The sequence below is a fragment of the Hahella sp. HNIBRBA332 genome (assembly GCF_030719035.1).
GTDB lineage: Bacteria > Pseudomonadota > Gammaproteobacteria > Pseudomonadales > Oleiphilaceae > Hahella.
The window spans coordinates 4,669,105-4,691,370 of sequence record NZ_CP132203.1 but is presented as its reverse complement, the minus strand read 5'-3'; the positions used below and the strand labels follow the sequence as shown (position 1 = coordinate 4,691,370).

Below are 22,266 nucleotides of genomic sequence, written 5' to 3'. Positions count from 1 at the left end.
GCAGGCATGTGACGACAGAGAAATAAGAGGGGAGATGAGGCATTAGCGAAGGCCCGCATCAAACTCGGGCCTTTGCATTGAATGGATGGGTCAGGTTATTCCTGAGTTGGAGAGCCGACTTCTCTCACCAGCTTTGAACTCCAGGGGCACCAGATATTGCCGGGTAGAAAGGCGCCGCCAACTTCGTTCAGGTGTTCTTGCACGTATTGCATGGAGGCGTCGCACACTTCCACTGCAAACTCGAAGAAGCTGATGGTGTCTGTATCCAAGTGATATTGCCATTTGGGGTTGTAAGGGGCCGGAGAGGGCGTGACATAGCCCATGACGTGATAAAAGTCCTCCTGACCGTTAGCCAGAATGTCCCGCGCCTGTTGAATTTTCGCTTTGTCCGTCAGCTGGATGACAAACGTCTGCTCTGGTTTGACGTCGGTGAATTCGAAGTAAGCGACCTCCGCGGAGGCGGTGGTGGCGCAGAACGCCAGTGGGGCGGCCAACATTTTGGTCAAATGCTTTTTGATAGACATAAGATACTTCCTTTTAATGTAAGACTTTCCAGTGATAACGCTCGTGATTGGTTCACGGGGCGGATTCTACTGCGTTTTATACGCCTTCAGTACCGTGCTTTTCCCAATAATTATCCCAGTTTATCGCCGATTTAAATGATCGTTATTGGCTGAGCATGACGAGCTCAAGAAATATGATCAGACGCCTATGTGCTCAAGGAGTTGTTGCTTGCATATCTGGATAAAAAGCAGTATTGGAAGCAGTTGTCCGGCGAGTATGTGCAACTGTAAAAAGGACGCCGCGGCGAGTAGCCGTTCTCGAAATGGCGATAACCTGCGCAAGGTGGCCGGCTTCGGGACGATAAGAGCAACGAGCGCCCCGGCCATGCCGTAATGGGACGGGGACTGTGTGAGTGAATGGAAACCAACGGATGTATAAAGCGAAGTTAAAACTGTATTCCTGCGTGCTGCTGTCCTCCTTGAGCCTGGGCGGCGGCATTGTCACAAATGCGGCCTGGGCTGCGGAGACAGGGAGCGTAACTGCGATGGCGCAGACAGAAGCGTCGGATCAACAGGCGGAAGCCTTGTTCGACCGTATTTTTAAAGGCTGGGTGTCGCGCAGTCCCACCTTCCAGTCTTATCTGGGCATCAAAACTGACTATGACAAATGGGACGACATGAGCGAAGCGTTCTCTGAAGAGTCGCTGCGCATCGCCAAGGCGGATCTGCAGGATCTGCTGGCGCTGGACCCCTCGCGCCTCAACCCGTCCAACCAATTGAGTTATCAGTTGATGCAACAGCAACTGGAAGCTCAGATTGAAGATTACCGCTGGCGTCACTACGACTACCCGGTCAACCAGATGTTCGGGACCCATTCCGACACGCCTTCTCTGTTGATCAATCAGCACAGCATTGACGACGTCAAGGATGCGGAAGCCTACATCAGCCGCCTCAACCGCATTCCCGCACTGTTCGATCAACTTATTGACCAGTTGGCGTTGCGGGCGGACGAAGGCGTGATTCCGCCGCGTTTTGTGTTCCCTAAAGTGATTCAGTCCAGCCGCAACATCATTACCGGCAAGCCTTTTGGCGGTGAGGAAGACAGCGCGCTATTGGCGGACTTCTCTGCGAAAGTCGCTGCGACGGACATTCCCGATGCGCGCAAGGCGGCTCTGGTCGCGGAAGCGAATAAAGCGCTGCTGACTTCCGTGAAACCGGCCTACGAAAAACTGATCGCCTATCTGGCTGACCTGGAAAAGCGCGCGGATGACAAAGCCGGGGCCTGGAAATTCCCCGATGGCGATGCGTTTTACGCTAACGCCCTGCGCCGTATCACCACCACGGATATGAGCGCGGAGGAGATTCATCAGTTGGGGCTCAGGGAAGTCGCTCGCATCCACGATGACATGCGCGCCATCATGCGGCAGGTGAAATTCAAAGGCGACCTGCGGGCGTTTTTCACCTTCATGCGTGAGGACAAGCAGTTCTATTATCCTGAAACGGAAGAGGGCAAACAGGCGTACCTGCAGAAGGCCACGGCGCTGATTGACGACATGAAAGCCAACCTGCCCAAACTGTTCCTGACTCTGCCTAAGGCGGACCTGAAGGTCAAAGCCGTGGAGCCGTTCCGGGAGCAGGAGGCGGGCAAGGCGTTTTATGAAGCGCCGGCTCTGGAAGGGGATCGTCCGGGTCTCTATTACGCCAACCTCCACAAGATGAGCGAAATGCCCATTTATGAAATGGACGCGCTGGCTTATCACGAGGGCATTCCCGGTCACCACATGCAGATTTCCATCTCCCAGGAGCTGGACCAGTTACCGACCTTCCGTAAGTTTGGCGATTACACCGCCTATATCGAAGGCTGGGGGCTGTATTCCGAACTGCTGCCTAAAGAGATGGGGTTCTATAAAGACCCTTATGCGGATTTTGGACGCTTGTCCATGGAACTGTGGCGGGCCTGCCGTCTAGTGGTCGACACCGGCATTCACGCCAAGCACTGGACCCGGGAGCAGGCGATCGACTATCTGGCGGAGAACACGCCTAACGCCCGTGGCGACGTGGTCCGGTCCATAGAGCGTTACATCGTCATGCCCGGGCAGGCCACTGCGTACAAGATCGGCATGCTCAAATTCCAGGCGCTCAGGGAAAAAGCAAAGCAGGAATTAGGTGAGAAATTCGACATTCGCGAGTACCATGATATTGTATTGCGTGACGGAGCTGTTCCGTTAAATGTTTTGGATGGACTGGTGACCGATTGGATCGATCACAAAAAAAGGGATGTTCTCGCCAAAGAAAAAGAGGCGCTTCAGGACGGGAAGTCATGAAGTCTCTGAATCTGCTTTTCTTCTTGTTGAAAACATTCACCCGACATATCTGAGTCATCGTCCATTCAGGAACGGCTATACGTACGCCTTCAGACCATTCGCCGTTGGTTCTCCCTGTGTGAGCAGGGGGCCGATGGCGTGCTGCGTGGCGATGCGCGATATAGCCAACCGTTCAGGAACAAAATAACCAGCTAAGGAGTTTGCGAGTATCTATGAAAACATTACACCTGTTAGCCGGCGCGACCATGTTGGCCGCCGCCTTTACCTTGTCGGGATGCGGCGGTTCCGGTGATGAGACTGTTTCCGTCACGCCAAAAGCGGAAGCCGCCCAAGTCAGCCAGATGGAGACCACGTCAGGAGCGAAGCAACCCGGGAGCAAGTCGACGCGAATGCACCCGGTCTCGGGAGAGCCGCTGTCCGCGGAGCAAGTGCTGGTAAGGGGTAATGGTTCGGAGCCGGGCTCCATAGATCCTCAGTTGGTGGATGACAGCGTTGGCGGCGCCATCGTCAATGATCTGTTTGAGGGCCTGACCAGCAGCGGCCCCGATGGCCAGTTGCTGCCAGGGGTGGCGGAGAGCTGGAGCGCCAGTGAAGACTTCAAGACCTGGACCTTCAAGTTGCGTCAGAACGCCAAATGGAGCGATGGCGAGCCCGTCACCGCGAATGATTTCGTCTATTCCTGGAGACGCGCGGTTAATCCTGAAGTCGGCTCCAACTACGCGTACTACATGGAAGTCGCCGGCGTCGCCAATAGCACCGCCATCGTCAACGGCGAAAAACCGATTACCGAACTGGGTGTGAAAGCGCTGGACGATTACACCCTGCAAGTGTCTCTGGAAGTGCCGGTGACCTACCTGCCCATCATGGTGTCCCATTACACCACCTTCCCCTCTCCGCAGAGAGCTGTGGAAAAATACAAAGGCGACTGGACCAAACCCGGCAACATCGTCTCCAACGGCGCCTACAAGCTGAAAGAGTGGAGTGTCGGCGAAAAAATGGTCGCCGTCCGTAATGACTATTACTGGGGCAATGCGGACACCATCGTCAACGAAGTGGTGTACTTGCCCATCGACGACACCGTCGCCGAAATGCAGCGCTTTGAAGCCGGCGAAATGCACCACACCAACACGGTGCCGGTTTCCCAGATGGAGCGTATCAAGAAAGACATGAACGATGAGCTGATTTCCGTGCCGAAGCTGGCCACCTACATGTATCAGTTCAATCTGCAGGAAAAACCCTTCGACGACGTGCGCGTGCGCAAAGCGCTGAGCTACGCTATCGATCGCGACATCATTGTCAAATACATCACCAAAGGCGGACAGACTCCCGCATACAGCATTACGCCTCCAGAAGTGAACGGCTTCCATTACGTCGCGCCTGAAATCAGCAAAATGACCCAGGCGGAAAGAGACGCCGAGGCAATCCGTCTGCTGAACGAAGCCGGCTATAACAAAGACAACCCCCTTGTGTTCGACCTGGTGTACAACACCAGCGAAGGCCATAAATCCATCGCTGTGGCCATCAGCCAGATGTGGAAAGAGAAGCTGGGCGCGATTGTGACGCCCACCAACATGGAATGGAAAACCTTCTTGACCGAAAAAGCCGCCGGTAACTTTAAAGTGGCCCGCTACGGCTGGAACGGCGACTATAACGAAGCCTCCACCTTCCTGACCCTGATGTTGTCCAACAGCGGCAACAACGACGGTAAGTGGAGCAATGCAGAGTTCGACAAACTGCTCGCCGACGCGCGTAACTCCACGGATCCCGCGCCTTTCTACGAGAAAGCGGAGCAGATCCTCAGCGAAGAAATGCCCGTCGCCCCCATCTACTTCTACCGCGGCCTGCGTATGGTCAGCCCTCAGCTCGGCGGATACGCCACTAATAATCCTCTGGACATCGCTTACGCCAAAGATATGTACATCAAGGCGCAATAGGTCAGTTTTAGCCGCCTGCGCGCGCAGGCGGCTCTACTCTAGTGGGAAAATAAAAACATGCTGAGTTTCATCATCAGAAGATTGTTGGTGGCGATTCCTACGCTGCTGATACTCGTCACTATTTCATTTACATTGATGCACGCCGCACCCGGCGGACCTTTCACCAATGAACGCAAGGTCCCGGAAGCGGTGATGAAAAACATCGAAGCCAAATACCATTTAGACCAGCCACTGTGGAAACAGTACCTCTATTATCTTGGCGATCTGATTCAAGGGGATTTGGGCCCTTCTTTCAAATACAAAGACCACACGGTTAATGAACTGATTTCGTCGAGCTTTCCCAGGTCCGCCTATATCGGGGTGCTCTCATTCGTGATCGTGGTGGTGCTTGGCGTCGGCATCGGCGTGGTGGCGGCGCTCAATCAGAACCGATGGCCCGATTACGCGGGCATGACCTTCGCCATGTCCGGGGTCATGCTGCCCAACTTCGTGCTGGCGCCCCTGTGCGTCGTGATCTTTGCGGTATACCTGAAATGGCTGCCCGCCGGCGGTTGGGAAGGAGGACGCATTGAGTATCTGATTCTACCCATCGTCGCCATGGCCACCTCCTATGTGGCGCAAGTCGCCAGGATTACACGCGGCAGTATGATCGAAACCCTCAACAGTACTTTCATTCAACGCGCCCGCGCCAAAGGCCTGCCGCGCACTCATATTATTCTGCGCCACGCCCTCAAGCCCGCCATGATTCCGGTCATATCCTATTTAGGGCCGGCGTTCGTTGGGATCGTGACCGGTTCCGTGGTGGTGGATAAAGTATTCTCCACTGGCGGCATCGGCCAGCACTTCGTCAACGGCGCGATCAATCGCGACTATTCCCTGATTCTCGGCGTCACCATTTTGGTGGGCGCGTTGACCATTTTCTTCAACGCGTTAGTGGACATTCTCTACACCGTGCTCGACCCGCGCATCCGCTACTGATAGCGGCGAACCTAGCGAATCGGATAACAAGGAATACGAATCATGCTGTTGATGGGCAAAGACAAAGGCGTGGCGGCGATGGCCGCCAACATGGGCAAATACAAAGGCCGCAGTCTGTGGGCGGACGCGGCCAGACGCTTCGCGCGCAACAAGGCGGCGTTAGTCAGCCTGGGCGTGCTGGGGTTGCTGCTGGCGTTCTCACTTTTTGGGCACTATGCCTCAGATTGGAGCAACGAGACCATTGATTGGGAACGTCTGAGCAATATTTACGAACAGGGGAAGCCCAATTTGGAAAACGGGCATTACTTCGGCCTCGATCATGTGGGGCGCGACCTGTATCAGAGAGCCGTGCAGGGCAGCCGGATCTCGTTGATGATCGGCGTGCTCGGCGCGTTTGTGGCGGTGGTCATCGGCGCTCTGTACGGCGCGGTGTCCGGGTTTGTCGGCGGTAAAGTCGACAGCCTGATGATGCGGTTGGTGGACGTGCTCAGCGCGTTTCCGTTTATGTTCCTGGTCATCGTGTTGATGGCGATTTTTGGGCGTAATGTGCTGCTGATGTTCGTCGCCATCGGAGCGGTGAGCTGGCTGAACATGGCGCGTATCGTGCGCGGCCAGACCTTGAGCTTGAAGCGCAAGGAATTTATTGAAGCCGCCTTCACCGTGGGCGTGCATCCCATGGTGATCATTCTGCGACATGTCATTCCCAATCTGCTGGGCGTGGTTATCGTTTACGCCGCGCTGCTGGTGCCGGAAATGATCATGTTTGAATCATTCATTTCCTTCCTCGGCCTGGGAGTTTCTGAGCCGCAGACCTCCTGGGGCGCGTTGATTTCGGAAGGCGCCGATAACATGCGCAGCACCCCCTGGATGCTGGCGTTTCCCATGACGCTGCTGATCGCCACGCTGTTCTGCTTTAACTTCATCGGCGACGGGTTGCGCGACGCATTGGATCCCAAGGGTAATTGAGGCGAAGGTTATGACATTGTTGCAAGTAGAAAATCTAAGTGTGTCCTTCAGCACTCCCGAAGGATCGGTCAAGGCGGTCAGCGGGCTGAGTTACAGCGTCGAGAAAGGCGCTACTCTGGGCATCGTCGGCGAGTCCGGTTCCGGCAAGAGCCAGAGCGTGTTCGCCATTCTCGGGCTGCTGGCCAGCAACGCCCATGTGTCCGGCAGCATCAGGTTCAACGGGCGCGAGCTGATTGGCCTGAGCGAGCAGGAGCTGAATCGCATCCGTTCGAAAGAAATCGGTATTATCTTTCAGGACCCGATGACTTCGTTGAACCCCTTCATGCGGGTCAGCGATCAATTGTCCGAGGTGCTGATGCACCATAAAGGGATGTCGAAAAAAGACGCGCTCAACGAAGCCATTCGTATGCTGGACGCCGTGCGCATCCCCCAGGCGCGGGAGCGGGTGAACATGTATCCCCACGAGTTCTCAGGGGGCATGCGGCAGCGGGTGATGATCGCCATGTCGTTGCTGTGTAATCCACAGATGTTGATCGCGGATGAACCGACCACGGCGTTGGACGTGACAGTTCAGGCCCAGATTATGCATTTATTGAAAGAACTACAGCGGGAACTCAGCATTTCGATCGTTCTGATCACCCATGACCTGGGCATTGTCGCCGGCGCCTGTGATCACACCATGATCATGTATGGTGGGCGTATGATGGAATACGGCTCTACATTGGATATTTTCAAAACGCCGTCCCACCCCTATACCCAGGGACTGTTGAAAGCGATTCCCAGACCGGATGACGAAGGCGACGAGCTTTACTCCATTCCCGGCAATCCTCCGAATCTGCTGAATCCGCCAACGGGATGCCCGTTTGCGGAGCGTTGCTGCGATGCGGGCGAACAGTGCGAGGCGCGCGCGCCTGCGCTGGAGGCATTGTCAGGATCGCGTTTGCGGGCCTGCCACAAGCCCTGGACGCCGCCGGTCAGAAAGGAGCCGCCCGCCGCCGGGGCGCGTCTGGAGCTGGAGGCCGGCGTGCGCGGAGATGTGTTATGAAGATGTTGCAAGATAAGAACAAAGGTAATGCCGACATGATGAGAGGAGCCGCCCAATGAGCAGCGCCAACCCGATATTAAGCGTTCAGGATCTCTGCGTCCGCTTCGACTTGCCGCGCAGCGGCGTCTGGCCGTGGCGGGGAGAGGCGTTGCAACTGAAGGCGGTGAACCACATCAGTTTCGACCTGTACCCCGGGGAAATCCTCGGCATTGTGGGGGAATCCGGTTGCGGCAAGTCCACCCTGGCGCGGGCGATTCTCGGCATGCTGCAGAACGTGCAGGGCAAAGTGGTGTGGCAGGGAGAAGACATGCTCGGACTCTCGCCCTCACAGTTGCGCAAGCGCCGCCAGAAGCTGCAGATGGTGTTTCAGGACCCCATCGCCTCGCTGTCCCCGCGCATGACCGTGGGAGAGATTATCGCCGAACCGCTGAAGACCCATTATCCGGATATGTCTTCCGCAGAACGGGAAGCGAAAGTGGTTAGCATCATGGAGACGGTCGGCCTGCACGCCAATCAAGTCAACCGTTATCCTCATGAATTCTCAGGCGGACAATGTCAGCGTGTGGGCATCGCCCGCGCCCTGGTGCTGGAGCCGGATCTGATCATCTGTGACGAACCGGTGTCCGCTCTGGACGTCTCCATTCAGGCGCAGATCGTCAATTTGCTGAAAAAGCTGCAGCGGGAACTGGGGCTGTCGCTGATATTCATCGCCCACGACCTTAATCTGGTGAAGTACATCAGCGATCGGGTGATGGTGTTGTATCTGGGACATGTCATGGAGGTGGCGAACAGCCGCGATCTGTATCGGGAGCCGCTGCATCCCTACAGCAAAGCGCTGATCTCCGCGGTGCCGATTCCAGACCCGGAACTGGAGCGCGGCAAGGACGTGCTGTTGCTGGAAGGGGATTTGCCGTCGCCAATCAATCCCCCGGCGGGATGTCCCTTCGTCACCCGTTGTCCCATGGCGACGCAGGTTTGCGAAGAGACCAAACCGGAACTGCGCGAGGTAGCGGACGGCCAACGTCGCGTCGCCTGCCATCACGCGTGATCATAAGGACGTAATCGAGTTTTAGTTGTTGTAAGGAAGTGTCTATGTCGTTCGTAAAACAGGGTGTTGAGCCATCTATTCACTGTAGCTTCGTATTTTCATATCTCGCTTATCTACGAGAGAGCCGGCTTGATGAGCAGGCGCTGGTGGACGCGGTGAAGGGGCTGAGGGAGTTGTTGGACGAACGTTGCTGGGTTCCCGCGCGCATGCTCAACGAGCTCACCGCACGGGCGCTGTCGGAAACCCGCGATCCCTACATGGGGTTGAGGTTCGGGGCGGAAATCGACGCCTCGACCTATTCCATTCTGGGTTATATTGTCAGCTCCGCGCCTTCCGTGGAGGAGGCATTGTCCGTCTTGCGTAAAGCGCAACGGGCGGTCAGCTCCATCGGAGAGCTGCAACTGGTGGTGGAGGAAGACGCCGTCACTTGCGTTTTCAAAGACAACTGGCCGCGCAAACTCATGCTGGACCATCTGGTGGAAGCGTTCATCAGTTGCTGGAAGGCCCTGGGCAGCCGCATCTCCGGCATCAAGGCGCCAGCGACCCTGGTCACCTTCAAGCATGCGCCGGTCGGCGACCCGGTGCAGTATGAGAAAGAGCTGGGCTGCCGGGTGAGTTTTCATAGCCCGGTGGACTCGGTGCGCTTTTCGCTGCAAGGCGTTAATCGTGATACCTTGTGTGTTGGCGACACACTGGTCTTCGAAGCGCTGAAGGAGCGTTTGCTGAAAATGCTCGGGCCGGGCTCCCGCAATGTCTCCGCTCAGGTTAATCGGGTGCTGGCGGACCTGCCAGGAGAACTGTTTCCCAGTATGGAAATGGTGGCGTCACGTCTAGGCATGGAGCCCGTTGAACTGGGTAAACAGCTGAAAAGCGAGCACGCCAGTTTCCGCATGCTGTTGGACCGCCGCAAGTTCATGCAGACCCTGGCGCTCATGCAGACCACCAAACTCGACCTCGCCGCGATCGCTGTGCAGGTCGGTTTCTCCGAACAAAGCGCCTTGAGCCGCGCATTCCAACGCTGGACCGGCATGCCCCCGGCGCAATACCGGGAGATGCTGCAACGGCAGGAACGCTGGTTACGGCGTCAGCGAACTAATGGCCTGGCAGGTGCGCCGCTCGCTGACTTGCCTTTAAATTCCCACCGCAATGACAAAACAAAGTTTATTGCGTCAGCGTTAGTGTGATGTGAATGAATCTATTCCATCCAGTTATACCCCAAACGCAGACCAGAGATGTTGTCATTAGTGACTTTTAGGCCGATATAGGAGATCGCAGCACTAGAGGATTGTACGAAATTGTTAGGGGTCGGGAGATTGTGTGGGATGATCGCCTTCTCTGAATGATAGACTCGGCCAAAGGCGGCTTCCCCGTTGAAGTTGAGAATTCTGCGTTCAGAGTTCCATCGAGACTGGTATAACTTGATGGAGGTAAGATTATCTCTATGAGCCCCTACTCCTAAACCTGTTAATACATTGCCTTCAGGAACTTCAGCAAAAAGCTCTACTCCTGAGCCACATTGTTTGTAGTGCGTCTTGCCAAGAGTATTGTCAGCATTTATGGTTCGGTAAGCTATTTTTATTCCTCTTACGTTATCGTTTCTAACTCTCGCTCCAAACCCTGTGATCACGGAGCCTGTGGGAGCCTGGCAGCTCAGCTCCATTGGATGGGTATCGCCAATGTAAACTGTGCCTGGATAGACGGAAGCAGGCTTTAACGGCAACGATACAGGTATGAGATTGGCGATAGTGTTGGTGGATGAAGCGTAGCAAGCTTCCTGTGCTGCCTTGCATATCAAGATGGCTTCATTCAACATGTTTATATTATGGTTGACGTCACTTAGCGCCTGATCATAGTCCTGAAAGTAACTTTCCCAGTGCTCGTTGACTATCTCGTCAATATTTTGATAAAGCAAAGCGCTGAGGGCCGTCTTATATTCAAATTGTTTTTTCCAGCTGGTCGCTAGTTTACTACGGGCTGTATATAAGTCATATTCTGGAAGGCTGCCTCCAATTTTAATATTGACTGGAAATCTATAATAATGGTCAGAGTCAATTTCTGTAACAATTGGCTTCATTTGAAAAGTATCCAATGCGCCGGCTTTGACATACTCCTCTGCGGTATTAATCAGTGCATGACACTTATTAGTATTGCTGCCATTAACCAGGCAGTCGTTTGACTCTTTTAATAGATTCTCTACTTCTGCAAGTAGTTCTTTGTCTCCGCCTCGTTGCAGAACACTTGTGGTGATATTTATATTAGGGCTGAGTTCTGTTGTCTGTTGGTCTATCCAGCCTTTTAAATAGTCAGAATCAACAAAGCTATAATTCCCTGGTGAACTTGCTTTGGCATGAGTCGCCATTTCTTGATTGGGAAAGTCCAAACGCACTGCAAAGTAGAAGCGACCGCCGAGCTTTGCATAGTTTATCAGGTTATCGCCGCAGTGGTTCACAAACTCATCATTGGACTGCAACAGAGCCTGCTCGCCAATTTCATTAATCTTGGGCGATGAACTATTAACCTCTAGTTTTATCCAGCTAGAGTTATATTCTGCGCTCGCCAGGAATGTCAGACTGGTGGGCGTTGGATGTATAAACTCCAGGAACTGCTTGATTTCTTCTTGTGATTCATCTGCGCCAAGAAGTTCGCCTATCGATGCTTGAAATAATTCTTCAGGCGCCTTATCGAGTAGCGTGAAGTCCAACTTGCGGATAGGACGCTGTTTGATTCCGTTAATATCATGTACGACCAGGTCTCCGCTGAAGCAAACCTCTTTTAGCTCTCCTGTTTTTAATACTTTACCTCGACCCAAAACGCCGTTCAGAGTATTCATCGCTTCATTATTTAAAAGATCTTTGGCTGGGGTGGGATCAGCAATGGAATAGCTGGATAGCGCTATCATCGAGATTGCCAGTAAGGCTTTGCGGGTTGTTGGTATAAATGGTTCAGACATATTTTCTTCCTGCTGAAAATCAAGAGCGGTTATATAAGCCTAATTGCGGACGTGTTCACTTCTGCCAATGAAAAAAGGAATGTTCCTGCCCGCTAGGGCGGGGAATGTAATCTTCACTGCCTTAACGAAAGCTGAATAGAAATGGTTGCTGCCTGCGTTTTTGCGCTGAATAACCGCATGAGCGTAGCGGATAGTCTATTGTTAAAGACGTTGCGGACGCTTTAAGCGCTCGCGCGTCAGCCTATGGACCTGACGGATATCCTTCCCAACGGACGGAGTTGCTCATGAAACTCAACTTCTTTCAAAAGCTTGTCTTACAGGTGTCGCGCCCGCCGCCTGCCTGTTAATACTGGCTTATGTGATTATTTCCGAGTCTCTACGCGAGTACCGGCAAGCGGACGATCTCACCTACATGGTCGTGCTGGCGGGTAAAGCAGCTATCTGACCCATGGGGTGCAGAAGCAGGATATGCTCATGGCCGCCGCGGACGAGCTAAAAACCCTTTCCACCGCGTTTCAGGTGTCATTATTCAGAATAAAAAAGCATAAGAGGCGGGGCCTCTTATGCCTGTCGCTTTGTTTTTCCTGCTGGACGCCCTCAGAAAATTAACGCCTACTCTAAGCTAAAACCAAATAAAACAAACTGTTGCGTGTTGCCTTTCGGCCTTGGCGGCCACTCACTTCATCCGCCAAATTGCATAGAAAAAATACCTTTCTGGATGATACCAATTCGTGTACTAATATATACCATTGAGATACCAATAATAAGTAATCTCATGTGATAGGTAGGTCCATTGATATAAGTGGTACGGTATAGGCGGTCCAATATAGCCCTAACGAGGCCTACAAGGCGCAGCCCAGTAAACCGGCTTGGGCCGCTTATTACAAAAATCCAATAAGGAGTCCCGTAAACACCGGGACGTTTTGCCTCAAGGAAATAACTATGCGTACTCAATTTAGATTCGGAATGGGGATATTAGCCTCTGTTTTCTGTCTATCCAGCGCAGTGGTCATGGCTGCTGTGCCGGAGTGGAAAAGCAACGCCGTTTATCAGGGCGGCGAGCAAGCGCACACCGCCAGTACGATTTTTCAGGCCCGCTACTGGACGCAGGGAGATGATCCCACCGCCTCGGGAGAGTGGGGCCCCTGGAAGCAAGTAGGACCGTGCGACGCCTCCTGCAGTGGTGGCGACAGCCCCGGCGATGGCGGCGATAATCCGGGAGATGGCGACGACAGCGCCAGTGATTTGCCGCAACCTCTGCCGGGCGGCGGCTACAGCATGAAAGCCTCTGCCCTGGACGCTGCGGAAGCCAATCTCACTGATACGCCGCTCTTCAACAAAGTCAAAGACTCCGTCAAAACCCTGGATAACGCTCAAGTCGAAGCCATCGTTCCCGGCGCCGCGTCTAATCCGGCGAACGTCAAGCGGGTGGAGAGCATCATGTCTTCAGCACAGTTCGAAGAGACCTTCCCGCAGCGTCATGAGTCCTACACCTACACCCGCTTTCTGAGAGCCGTCGGTAAGTTCAAGGGATTCTGCGCCACCTATGATGACGGCCGCGACAGCGACGCCATCTGCCGTAAATCCCTGGCGACCATGTTCGCTCACTTCACGCAGGAAACTGGCGGCCATGATGGCAATTCCTCCATTCCCCAGTGGCGTCAGGGCCTGGTGTTCGTCAGAGAAGCCGGGTGTGACGCGAACAACGCGGGATGCGGTTACAACGCGGAATGCAGTCCGGACACCTGGCAGGGCAAAACCTGGCCTTGCGGTAAAGACGCCAGTGGCGACTATCTGAAGTATTTTGGCCGCGGCGCCAAGCAGCTCAGTTACAACTACAACTATGGCCCTTTTTCACAGGCCATGTATGGCGATGTGAGCGTGTTGTTGAACGATCCGGAAAAAGTCGCCGACACTTGGCTGAACCTGGCTTCCGCCGTGTTTTTCTTTGTCTATCCCGCGTCTCCGAAACCCAGCATGTTGCACGTGGTGGACGGAACCTGGACGCCTAACGCTCACGATGCGCAACTGGGCATCAAACCCGGCTTCGGCGCCACCACCAATATCATCAATGGCGGCATCGAATGCGGCCACGGCTACGAGAAGCCGCAATCCGTCAATCGCATCGACTATTACCGCAACCACGCCCAGGCGCTCAATGTCGCCATCGGCGCCAACGAAGAGTTGGGATGTAAAGATCAGAAAAGCTTCGATACCCAAGGCTCCGGCGCATTGCAGGTGTACTGGGATCAGGATTGGGGTTACTACCCGGACATGCCCGAAGGCAAATCTTTCGCCTGCAAGCTGGTCGGCTATCAGACCCCGTACTTCGCGCTGGCGCAAGGCGACTATCGCCGCTGCGTGGAGAACTTTTTCGACGTCACCGTCGTGACTGATGAAAAACAACAAACAGCGGGACAATGAAGCCCGCGACCGCAAAAGGACTATAAATTATGAAAATGAAATTGCTGACCGCCACCTTGATTGCGGCGGGAGCCCTCAGCCAATCGGCGTTCGCCTATGATTGCGCGGGACTTTCCGACTGGGACAGCGGCGCCGTATACACCGGCGGCGCGAAAGTGAAGCACAAAAACAGCGCCTATGAGGCGGCCTATTGGTCGCAGGGCGCCGATCCTGAAACTCATTCCGGCGACTGGCAGGAATGGAAGCCTTTGGGTCAATGCGATGACGGTGGTCCTGTCGATAACAAACCGCCCAGCGTGACTCTGACTGCTCCAACCTCCGGCTCTGAATACGCCGTCGGCGACAATGTTGTGCTATCCGCGCAAGCGTCCGATGAGGATGGCTCCGTCGCCAAAGTCACCTTTATGGTGGATGACAAAGTGGTCGGCGAAGACGACAGCGCGCCTTATTCCGTAGAGTGGAAGGCGGAGTTGGGCGACCACACCGTCAGCGCCACCGCAGTGGATGACGACAATGCGGACGCGACCTCCGGCAAAGCCAGCATCAAAGTCTCTGACGACGATACGCCGCCGGATAATCAGGCTCCTACGGCCAGCGTCACTTCTCCCAAGGCGGATGAAGAATTCAATGCGGATGACAACGTCAATATCAGCGTCGACGCTGCGGATGCGGACGGCTCCGTCAGCAAGGTGGAGTTCTATGTGGACAACGCCCTGATTGGCGAGGACGACGCAGCGCCTTATGAAATGGACTGGAAAGCCAAGCCCGGCGCGCATCGCATCGCCGCCAAGGCGATTGACGACAAAGGTCTGAGCGGCATGGCTCCAGCAGTCGCCATCAAAGTGAATGGCGGAACCGATCCCGGCGGTGAAGACTGCCGTCCGGAAGGCCTGTATCAGACCCCAGGCGTCGATGTGCCGTACTGTAGCATCTACGACGAAAACGGCCGTGAAAAAATGGGCGCGGATCATCCCCGCCGCATCATCGGTTACTTCACGTCCTGGCGCACCGGCAAGAATGGCGCGCCGTCCTATCTGGCCAGTGATATTCCCTGGGAGAAGCTGACTCATATTAACTATGCGTTCGCTCATGTGGATGGAAACAACAAGATTTCCGTGGGCAATGTGAATAACCCGGAAAACGCCGCCACCGGTCTCACCTGGGATGGGGTGGAAGGCGCCGAAATGGATCCAAGCTATTCTTACAAGGGCCATTTCAACCTGCTCAACAAGTTCAAGAAGCAGTACCCGAACGTGAAAACCCTGATCTCCGTTGGCGGTTGGGCGGAAACCGGCGGCTATTTCGACGATGACGGCAAGCGCGTCGACAGCGGCGGTTTCTACACCATGACCACCAACGCGGATAACAGCATCAACCATCAGGGCATCAACACCTTCGCCGATTCGGTGGTGGCGTTCCTGCGCTCCTATGACTTTGATGGGGTGGATATTGACTATGAATATCCCACCAGCATGAATGACGCCGGCAACCCGGATGATTTCTCCATCGCCAACGCCCGTCGCGCCGGTTTGATGGCGTCCTACGTGGAGCTGATGAAAACCCTGCGTGAGAAGCTGGACGCGGCTTCGGCGGAAGACGGCAAGCACTACATGCTGACCATCGCTTCGCCTTCTTCGGGATACCTGTTGCGTGGCATGGAAGTGATGCAGATCACGCCGTATCTGGACTACGTCAACATCATGACCTACGACCTGCATGGCGCCTGGAATCAGTTCGTCGGTCCCAACGCGGCGTTGTATGACACCGGCGAAGACGTGGAGTTGAAAGCCTGGAACTACTACAACACCTCTCAGTATCAACGCATTGGTTATCTCAATACCGACTGGGCCTACAAGTATTTCCGTGGAACCATGCAGGCGGGCCGCATCAATATTGGCGTGCCCTATTACACCCGCGGCTGGCAGGGCGTGAACGGCGGCGATAACGGTCTGTGGGGAACCGCTTCCGCGCCGGATCAGAACAACTGTCCTCCCGGCACTGGTTCCGGCGATAAGAATGACTGCGGCCACGGCGCCGTGGGCATCGACAACATCTGGCACGACCTGGATAAGCAGGGCAATGAGATGGGCGCCGGCTCCAACCCGCTGTGGCACGCCAAGAACCTGGCGGAAGGTGTGGCGGGCAGCTACATCGCGGACTACGGTCTTGACCCGGCTAACGATCCTACCGATGTGCTGACCGGCTCCTACAGCCGTCACTATGACGCGACGGCGGTGGCGCCCTGGTTGTGGAATGCGGAAAAACGCGTGTTCCTGTCCATCGAAGATGAAGAGTCCATTGGCGTTAAGGCCAGTTACGTGGTCGATAACGGCATTGGCGGCGTCATGTTCTGGGAACTGGCCGGCGACTACGACTGGAACGCGGACAAGGGCGAGTACTTCATGGGCGACACCCTGACTACGCAGTTCTATGACGCGTTCAAAAACGCAACGCCCTACGGTGATCAGGTCGGCTCCGATGTGCCGGCGACCAGTCTGGACATCAAGTACAGCATCAGCGGCTTCAAATTGGGCGATCAGAACTATCCGATCAATCCCAAACTGAAGATCACCAACAACTCAGGGCAGACCATCCCAGGTGGAACCACCTTTGAGTTCAACGTGCCTACGGCGATCCCTGACACCATCAGCGATCAGAGCGGCGTGGGTCTGAAAGTCATCGCCAGTGGCGCTAACAGCTCCGGCAACAACATCGGCGGCCTGGAGAACGATCACCACAAAGTGGCGTTCACCCTGAAAAACTATCAGGCCCTGGCGGACGGTGAGAGCATGGACATCACGCTTAACTACCATCTGCCGATGGCGACGCCTTCCAGCTGGAGAGTGAAAATCGGCGGCGCCACCTTCGCCCTGAAACAAGAGCATCCGGAACTGCCCGCAGGCTCTCTGGACGGCGGCGATAATGGCGATGGCGGAGACAACGGCGGCGATGATGGCGGTAACGACGGCGGCTCATGCGCCGACGCCAACGTCGATCCCAGCAAAGTGAACGTCTATCCCAACTGGACCCAGAGCGATTGGCAGGGCAATCCCAGCCACGCCGGCTCCGGCGACCTGATGTCCCACAACAAGGTCGTCTACCGCGCAGGCTGGTGGACCCAATCCACCCCAGGCAGCGACGGCAGCTGGACCCTGGTGTGTAACTTCTAACCTGCACCAACCCAGTCCGCCCCTTTAACCGGAGGCGGACTCAGAACTGAATAGCCCGCCTTGTGCGGGCTTTTTACTGTTGCTCCAAAGTAGCTGACGGTGAAAATGCTGGCATTCGTGGTAGAGTGGAGCGCCTTCGTACCTCGCCGATTTCCACAAAACCGATAGTTTATTTGTGCGAGAATCAGCGGGAGTTCAGGTGAAGGTGAATGAATCTTTCAATTGGCGGATGAAATATGGCTACGGTTGCCGATTACTATTACTTCAGGTTTGGGGAGCCAGCAAGGAAGGCGAAGTATGTGACGCCCGAGGGAATAGAAATTTTTGTGTTGAAGTGGGATGAATCACAGACGAATGAAGGCGTTACGATCTATGCGACGCTAGGCGCAAGCAATGTATTGGGCGCGCAGAATAAAGGCTGTGAGTTTTTCATCGGGCTGACTCCTGAGGTGGATAGTATCGCTGAAGCGTTGGCGGAAACTGCTCTGCATGGCAATGGAAGCAGGGACATTCCAAACAGCGGCGATACGACGACTCTGACCTATTGATTGTGGAAGGGAACCACGGCGAAGACATTTATGTTCTCAAATGGCGACGATATTATTTCGCCGATACAAGAGGGACTTCCCAAGCGGGTGCGATTTATTCAGCTGACGCCTTTATTTGATAACGAGTTGGAATACAAAAAAGCCCATGGATAAAGGTCCTTGTGGGGAAAGTTTGAGGCGTCCGAAGTTGCCTATTGGGACTCCACAAGGGGCGACGCTTTTCTGTAAGTCCTCCGCATGAGGAAAGCCCGCCTGCGCAGGCTTTTTCTGCTTCTCTCTGCAAGAACGCCCAAACGCTCACATCACCCACAAATACACGCATAACGCCATCACCGGCCAGCCTACGTAGGGGCCCAGCGTCCAGCGCCAGATCGTCAGGCGCGGTACGTAGCCGACGCCGTGGACGAAGCCGGCGCTGACGCCCCACAGGCATAGCGTCAGCAGGCCGTGTTTGAGTTCCGCGGAGCTGGCGGCGATGAGCTGCGGTGCGGCGAACGCCATGGCGGCCAGCGCCAGGGCGCTCAGCAATGACAGGCCCCGCGCCCAGCCGGCGTAAAGCGGCCCGTAGGCCAGGTAGTCGACGGGATGGCTCATGGGTTAATCCTTGATGTCGGGTTCGCGGTCGAAGTTCTCGGTGACTTCCAGCCACAGGGCGTTGATCAGCCCAAATGAGCACGCCAACAGTACGCCCAGAATCCAGGTGAAATACCACATATCCGGTTCTCCTCTAATCGTAAAAGACGTTTCAAATCGCTATCGCAGGTTCAATACACGCCGTGTTTATTGCTCTCGATAAAGTCCGTGTTTAGTCGCCCCCACATCTTGTAGTAGCCCCAGAGGGTGTAGGACAGCACGATCGGCACGAAAATCATCGCCACCCAGAACATGATGTTCAGGGTTTTCTCGCTGGATGTGACGTCCCACAGCGTCAGGCTGTGGCTTGGCGTCAAGTTGGAGGGCATCACAAAGGGAAACAGACTGAAGCCGGCGGTGCAGATGATGCCGGTCAGCGCCAGGGAGCTTCCCACAAAGGCCAGTCCACTGCGCTGGGCGGCGGTCATGACTAGCGTCAGCAGCAAGCCTGCGTAGGCCAGAATCGGCGCCGCCAGGGTGAGTGGATATTTGCTGTAGTTGGCCAGCCATGCGCCATCCTGCAATTCGACGGACTTCTGCAGAGGCGTCATGGCGGCGCCGACATCTGCGCTGGCGGTGATGACGTATCCTTCAATGCCGAAGTACAACCAGACTCCCGCCAGGGTGAAACAGGCCGCCACCACCAAAGCCAGCAGGCGCGTGTAACCGCTGGCGCGGTGACGCAGCTCCCCGTCAGTGCGCATTTGCAGATACGCGGCGCCGTGCATGGCCAGCATACTCAGACTGACGACCCCGCACAGAAGCGCGAATGGATTCAGCAACGCCCAGAACGAGCCGGTGTATTCGGAGCGCATCAACTCATCCAATTGGAACGGCGTTCCCAGAAACAGATTGCCGAAGGCGACGCCGAACACCAGTGCGGGCACAGCGCCGCCGGCGGTCAGTCCCCAATCCCAGGCGTTGCGCCAGCGCGGATCGTCCATTTTGGAGCGATACTCGAAGCCCACCGGACGGAAGAACATGGCGAACAACACCAGCAGTAACGCCCAGTACAGACCGGAAAAGGCGACCGCGTAAACCACCGGCCAAGCCGCGAAAATGGCGCCGCCGGCGGTGATGAACCAGACTTGATTGCCATCCCAGTGCGGGCCGACGGTATTCAGCAGCACCCGCCGCTCGTTGTCGTTTTTGCCGATGATGCGTAACAGCGCGCCCACGCCCATATCGAAACCGTCGGTCACCGCGAAGCCAATCAGCAACACGCCGACCAGCACCCACCAGATCATTTTCAGCGTTTCATAATCAAACATACTGTGACTCCTGATATCCGTAAGGGCTTAGGCGTGGGCGGCTGCGGAGGCGGCCGGCTGTTCGAGGTCGTAACGCCCTGTGTGCAAACTGGAGGGACCCAGGCGCGCATAGCGAAACATCAGGTACATCTCCGCCACCAGCAACAGGGTGTAGAACCCGATGAAGCCGGCCAGGCTCATGTATAAATCCGTCGCTGAGCGGGTTGACGCGGACAAATACGTCGGCAGCACCTCGCCGATGGACCAAGGTTGGCGCCCGAACTCGGCGACGAACCAGCCCATCTCAGACGCGATCCAGGGCAGGGGAATGGCGAATAACAGCGCCTTCAGCAGCCAGCGCTGACGTTCCACGTTATGACGGGAGCTGTGATAGAACGCCAGTCCGATCAGGATCAGCATGGCGAACCCCAGGCCGACCATGATGCGGAACGTCCAGAACATGGGGCCCACGGAGGGAATGGTGCCGTGCGCCGCCTGCTTGATCTGCATGTCATTCGCATCCACTACCTTGTCCGTGTATTTTTTCAGCAGCAGCCCATAGCCCAAGTCTTTTTTCAGGGCGTCGAAGGTCGACAGCGTTTCCGCAGACTGGTCGCCGCCTTTGAGTTTTTGCAGCAGCGCATAGGCCTGCATGCCGCGACGAATACGTTGCTCATGCTCGGCGATCAGATCCTTGATGCCCGTGACTTCTTCATCAATGGAGCGTGTAGCGATCAAGCCCAGGGCGCCGGGCACTTTGAGCGCGTAATCCGTCTTCATGTTTTCGCTGTCGGGAATGCCGAAAAGCGTAAAAGCCGCCGGCGGTTCAACCGTTTCCCATTCTGCTTCGATAGCCGCGAGCTTGGTGCGCTGCACATCGCCCAACTCATAACCTGACTCATCGCCAAGCACAATGACGGACAAAATAGAGGCGAAGCCAAAGCTGGCGGCGATGGCGAATGAGCGTCTCGCGAAGGGGAGGTCGCGTTGCTTGAGCAGGTAATAAGAGGAAATGCCTAGCACGAACATGGCGCCAGTGACATAACCGGCGGAGACCGTGTGCACGAACTTCACCTGCGCCACAGGATTGAAAATCAGTTCGCTGAAGCTGACCATTTCCATGCGCATGGTCTGATAATTGAATTCGGCGCCGACTGGGTTTTGCATCCAGCCATTGGCGATGAGAATCCACAACGCGGACAGATTAGAGCCGATCGCCACCAGCCAGGTGACCGCCAGATGCTGAACTTTGCTGAGGCGGTCCCAGCCGAAGAAAAACAGGCCGATGAAGGTGGACTCCAGAAAGAACGCCATCAGCCCCTCAATGGCCAGCGGCGCGCCAAAAATGTCGCCCACATAATGAGAGTAATAGGCCCAGTTAGTGCCGAACTGGAACTCCATGGTGAGACCAGTGGTCACGCCGAGCGCGAAATTGATGCCGAACAGCTTGCCCCAGAACTTGACCATGTCCTGGTAGACCTGCTTGCCGGTCATCACATAAGCCGACTCCATGATAGCGAGCAGAAACGCCAGCCCCAGGGTTAAAGGCACGAACAGAAAATGGTAGAAGGCGGTGATCGCGAACTGGAGCCGCGACAGGTCCACCACGTTTTCACTGATCATAGTGATCCTCCGATTGAGTAGGAATAACGCCGAACTGCTTGGAAATGCTTTCCTCTGGATGAGATAAATCCACAGGATCAGAGAAGTAGACCGCCTTGATAGCGAAAATCAGAATCAGTTTGAGCAGCAGAAACAGGCTGAGCTCGCGCACCAGCGGAATGGAAAAGATGGACTTGCGCTCAGGCATTGCGGGATCTCCCTGACGTCACCCGCGCCGCAATCGCCTTCTCCTGACCCAGGCTGGTGATGCGTTGTCCGTCGACGATGCGACCGGGGTAAATTATGGTGTCGTCCGCCAACTGCAGCAGGGACTGCAACAACGCAGGAGATGGTGTTGTTAGGTAAAGCAGGGCGCCGGGAGAAAACCACTGGCCGGTGAAGGCGAATCCCTCACAACGAAATCCGCAACACTCACCGGTTGCGTCAGGCAAGGTCCATAGAATGGTTTCCCCCAAAGGTAGACTCTGGGGCAATTGCTCCGCTGGCGTTGGCGCAATGCGTAGTCCTGCGATATCAGAAACATCGGATGTTTCCGCAGTGGTATACAGCAGATATTGATTGCTGAGCCCCTTGCTGACCAGAAAACTCCGATAGCTGTCCGAAAGCGCGGGAAGGGCGTCGATCAGAGCGCTGCGCCGTGAGATGGGCTCGAACAGCAGGTAGCTGAGTCGGTCGCCGTAAATCCATTGTTTCACTCTGGCCATGGTAAGTCGTCGAATTTGGGGTAAAGGTTTTTATGGTCTGTGACGAGGATTCAGCAAGCGGCGAGCCAGAGGCGGGAATGTCTTGTATTCCGCGGAGATAGAAGCAAAAGCAGGTGATGCGCAGCTTTACTTTATGGTGATGTCGCGCCATATTTGTCATGAGCTA

General features: G+C 55.4%; 18 protein-coding genes. 10 read left to right on the top strand and 8 right to left on the bottom strand.

Going from position 1 to position 22,266, the window contains the following annotated elements:
* Positions 1-95: 95 nt before the first annotated feature.
* Complete coding sequence (locus tag O5O45_RS20705) at positions 96-524, bottom strand: BP74-related protein (protein WP_305901242.1); 429 nt, start codon at positions 522-524, stop codon at positions 96-98.
* 410 nt (positions 525-934) lie between these two features.
* Between O5O45_RS20705 and O5O45_RS20700 the strand changes: the two genes are divergently transcribed.
* From O5O45_RS20700 to O5O45_RS20670, 7 genes are all read left to right on the top strand, one after another.
* Entirely contained in the window at positions 935-2,827 is a 1,893-nt protein-coding gene (locus tag O5O45_RS20700) for a DUF885 domain-containing protein (RefSeq protein WP_305901241.1), read from the top strand.
* A 212-nt stretch (positions 2,828-3,039) separates the two neighbouring features.
* The gene (locus O5O45_RS20695; protein WP_305901240.1) at positions 3,040-4,761 is read left to right on the top strand and encodes a peptide ABC transporter substrate-binding protein; all 1,722 of its coding nucleotides are present in this window, start codon (positions 3,040-3,042) and stop codon (positions 4,759-4,761) included.
* A gap of 57 nt (positions 4,762-4,818) precedes the next feature.
* Positions 4,819-5,739, top strand: a complete 921-nt coding sequence (gene oppB / locus O5O45_RS20690) for an oligopeptide ABC transporter permease OppB (RefSeq protein WP_305901239.1) — start codon at positions 4,819-4,821, stop codon at positions 5,737-5,739.
* A gap of 42 nt (positions 5,740-5,781) precedes the next feature.
* The gene (locus tag O5O45_RS20685; protein ID WP_305901238.1) at positions 5,782-6,705 is read left to right on the top strand and encodes an ABC transporter permease subunit; all 924 of its coding nucleotides are present in this window, start codon (positions 5,782-5,784) and stop codon (positions 6,703-6,705) included.
* A 10-nt stretch (positions 6,706-6,715) separates the two neighbouring features.
* Positions 6,716-7,750 (top strand): oligopeptide/dipeptide ABC transporter ATP-binding protein, encoded by a 1,035-nt coding sequence (locus O5O45_RS20680; protein ID WP_305901237.1) that lies wholly within the window; start codon positions 6,716-6,718, stop codon positions 7,748-7,750.
* A 55-nt stretch (positions 7,751-7,805) separates the two neighbouring features.
* Positions 7,806-8,798 carry an ABC transporter ATP-binding protein gene (locus O5O45_RS20675; RefSeq protein WP_305901236.1) on the top strand — a complete coding sequence of 331 codons (993 nt, stop codon included), beginning with the start codon at positions 7,806-7,808 and terminating at the stop codon, positions 8,796-8,798.
* Positions 8,799-8,842: 44 nt separating this feature from the next.
* The gene (locus tag O5O45_RS20670; RefSeq protein ID WP_305901235.1) at positions 8,843-9,982 is read left to right on the top strand and encodes an AraC family transcriptional regulator; all 1,140 of its coding nucleotides are present in this window, start codon (positions 8,843-8,845) and stop codon (positions 9,980-9,982) included.
* Positions 9,983-9,993: 11 nt separating this feature from the next.
* Here the strand turns inward: O5O45_RS20670 and O5O45_RS20665 are convergent, their stop codons facing one another.
* Positions 9,994-11,748, bottom strand: coding sequence for a hypothetical protein (locus O5O45_RS20665; RefSeq protein ID WP_305901234.1), 1,755 nt, complete (start codon positions 11,746-11,748; stop codon positions 9,994-9,996).
* 942 nt (positions 11,749-12,690) lie between these two features.
* Between O5O45_RS20665 and O5O45_RS20660 the strand changes: the two genes are divergently transcribed.
* The 3 genes from O5O45_RS20660 to O5O45_RS20650 all read left to right on the top strand — a co-directional run bounded on the left by O5O45_RS20660 (position 12,691) and on the right by O5O45_RS20650 (position 17,890).
* A complete protein-coding gene (locus O5O45_RS20660) occupies positions 12,691-14,172 on the top strand; it encodes a glycoside hydrolase family 19 protein (protein ID WP_305901233.1) in 1,482 nt (493 codons plus the stop codon).
* Between the two features lie 29 nt (positions 14,173-14,201).
* A complete protein-coding gene (locus O5O45_RS20655; protein ID WP_305901232.1) occupies positions 14,202-17,342 on the top strand; it encodes a chitinase C-terminal domain-containing protein in 3,141 nt (1,046 codons plus the stop codon).
* Positions 17,343-17,578: 236 nt separating this feature from the next.
* Positions 17,579-17,890, top strand: a complete 312-nt coding sequence (locus O5O45_RS20650) for a hypothetical protein (RefSeq protein ID WP_305901231.1) — start codon at positions 17,579-17,581, stop codon at positions 17,888-17,890.
* A 297-nt stretch (positions 17,891-18,187) separates the two neighbouring features.
* On the opposite strand, the gene O5O45_RS20645 is transcribed toward O5O45_RS20650, so the two are convergent.
* The 6 genes from O5O45_RS20645 to O5O45_RS20620 are packed head-to-tail and all read right to left on the bottom strand — an operon-like array spanning position 18,188 to position 22,100.
* Positions 18,188-18,484, bottom strand: a complete 297-nt coding sequence (locus O5O45_RS20645; RefSeq protein WP_305901230.1) for a cyd operon YbgE family protein — start codon at positions 18,482-18,484, stop codon at positions 18,188-18,190.
* Positions 18,485-18,487: 3 nt separating this feature from the next.
* A complete protein-coding gene (gene cydX / locus O5O45_RS20640; RefSeq protein WP_127973338.1) occupies positions 18,488-18,604 on the bottom strand; it encodes a cytochrome bd-I oxidase subunit CydX in 117 nt (38 codons plus the stop codon).
* 50 nt (positions 18,605-18,654) lie between these two features.
* The gene (gene cydB, locus O5O45_RS20635; protein ID WP_305901229.1) at positions 18,655-19,794 is read right to left on the bottom strand and encodes a cytochrome d ubiquinol oxidase subunit II; all 1,140 of its coding nucleotides are present in this window, start codon (positions 19,792-19,794) and stop codon (positions 18,655-18,657) included.
* Positions 19,795-19,821: 27 nt separating this feature from the next.
* Positions 19,822-21,396 (bottom strand): cytochrome ubiquinol oxidase subunit I, encoded by a 1,575-nt coding sequence (locus O5O45_RS20630; RefSeq protein ID WP_305901228.1) that lies wholly within the window; start codon positions 21,394-21,396, stop codon positions 19,822-19,824.
* Positions 21,386-21,583 carry a cytochrome oxidase putative small subunit CydP gene (gene cydP / locus O5O45_RS20625; RefSeq protein ID WP_305901227.1) on the bottom strand — a complete coding sequence of 66 codons (198 nt, stop codon included), beginning with the start codon at positions 21,581-21,583 and terminating at the stop codon, positions 21,386-21,388. The genes O5O45_RS20630 and cydP overlap by 11 nt, the downstream gene beginning before the upstream one ends.
* Positions 21,576-22,100, bottom strand: a complete 525-nt coding sequence (locus O5O45_RS20620) for a hypothetical protein (protein WP_305901226.1) — start codon at positions 22,098-22,100, stop codon at positions 21,576-21,578. Before O5O45_RS20620 ends, cydP begins: the two co-directional genes overlap by 8 nt.
* Between the last annotated feature and the right edge of the window lie 166 nt (positions 22,101-22,266).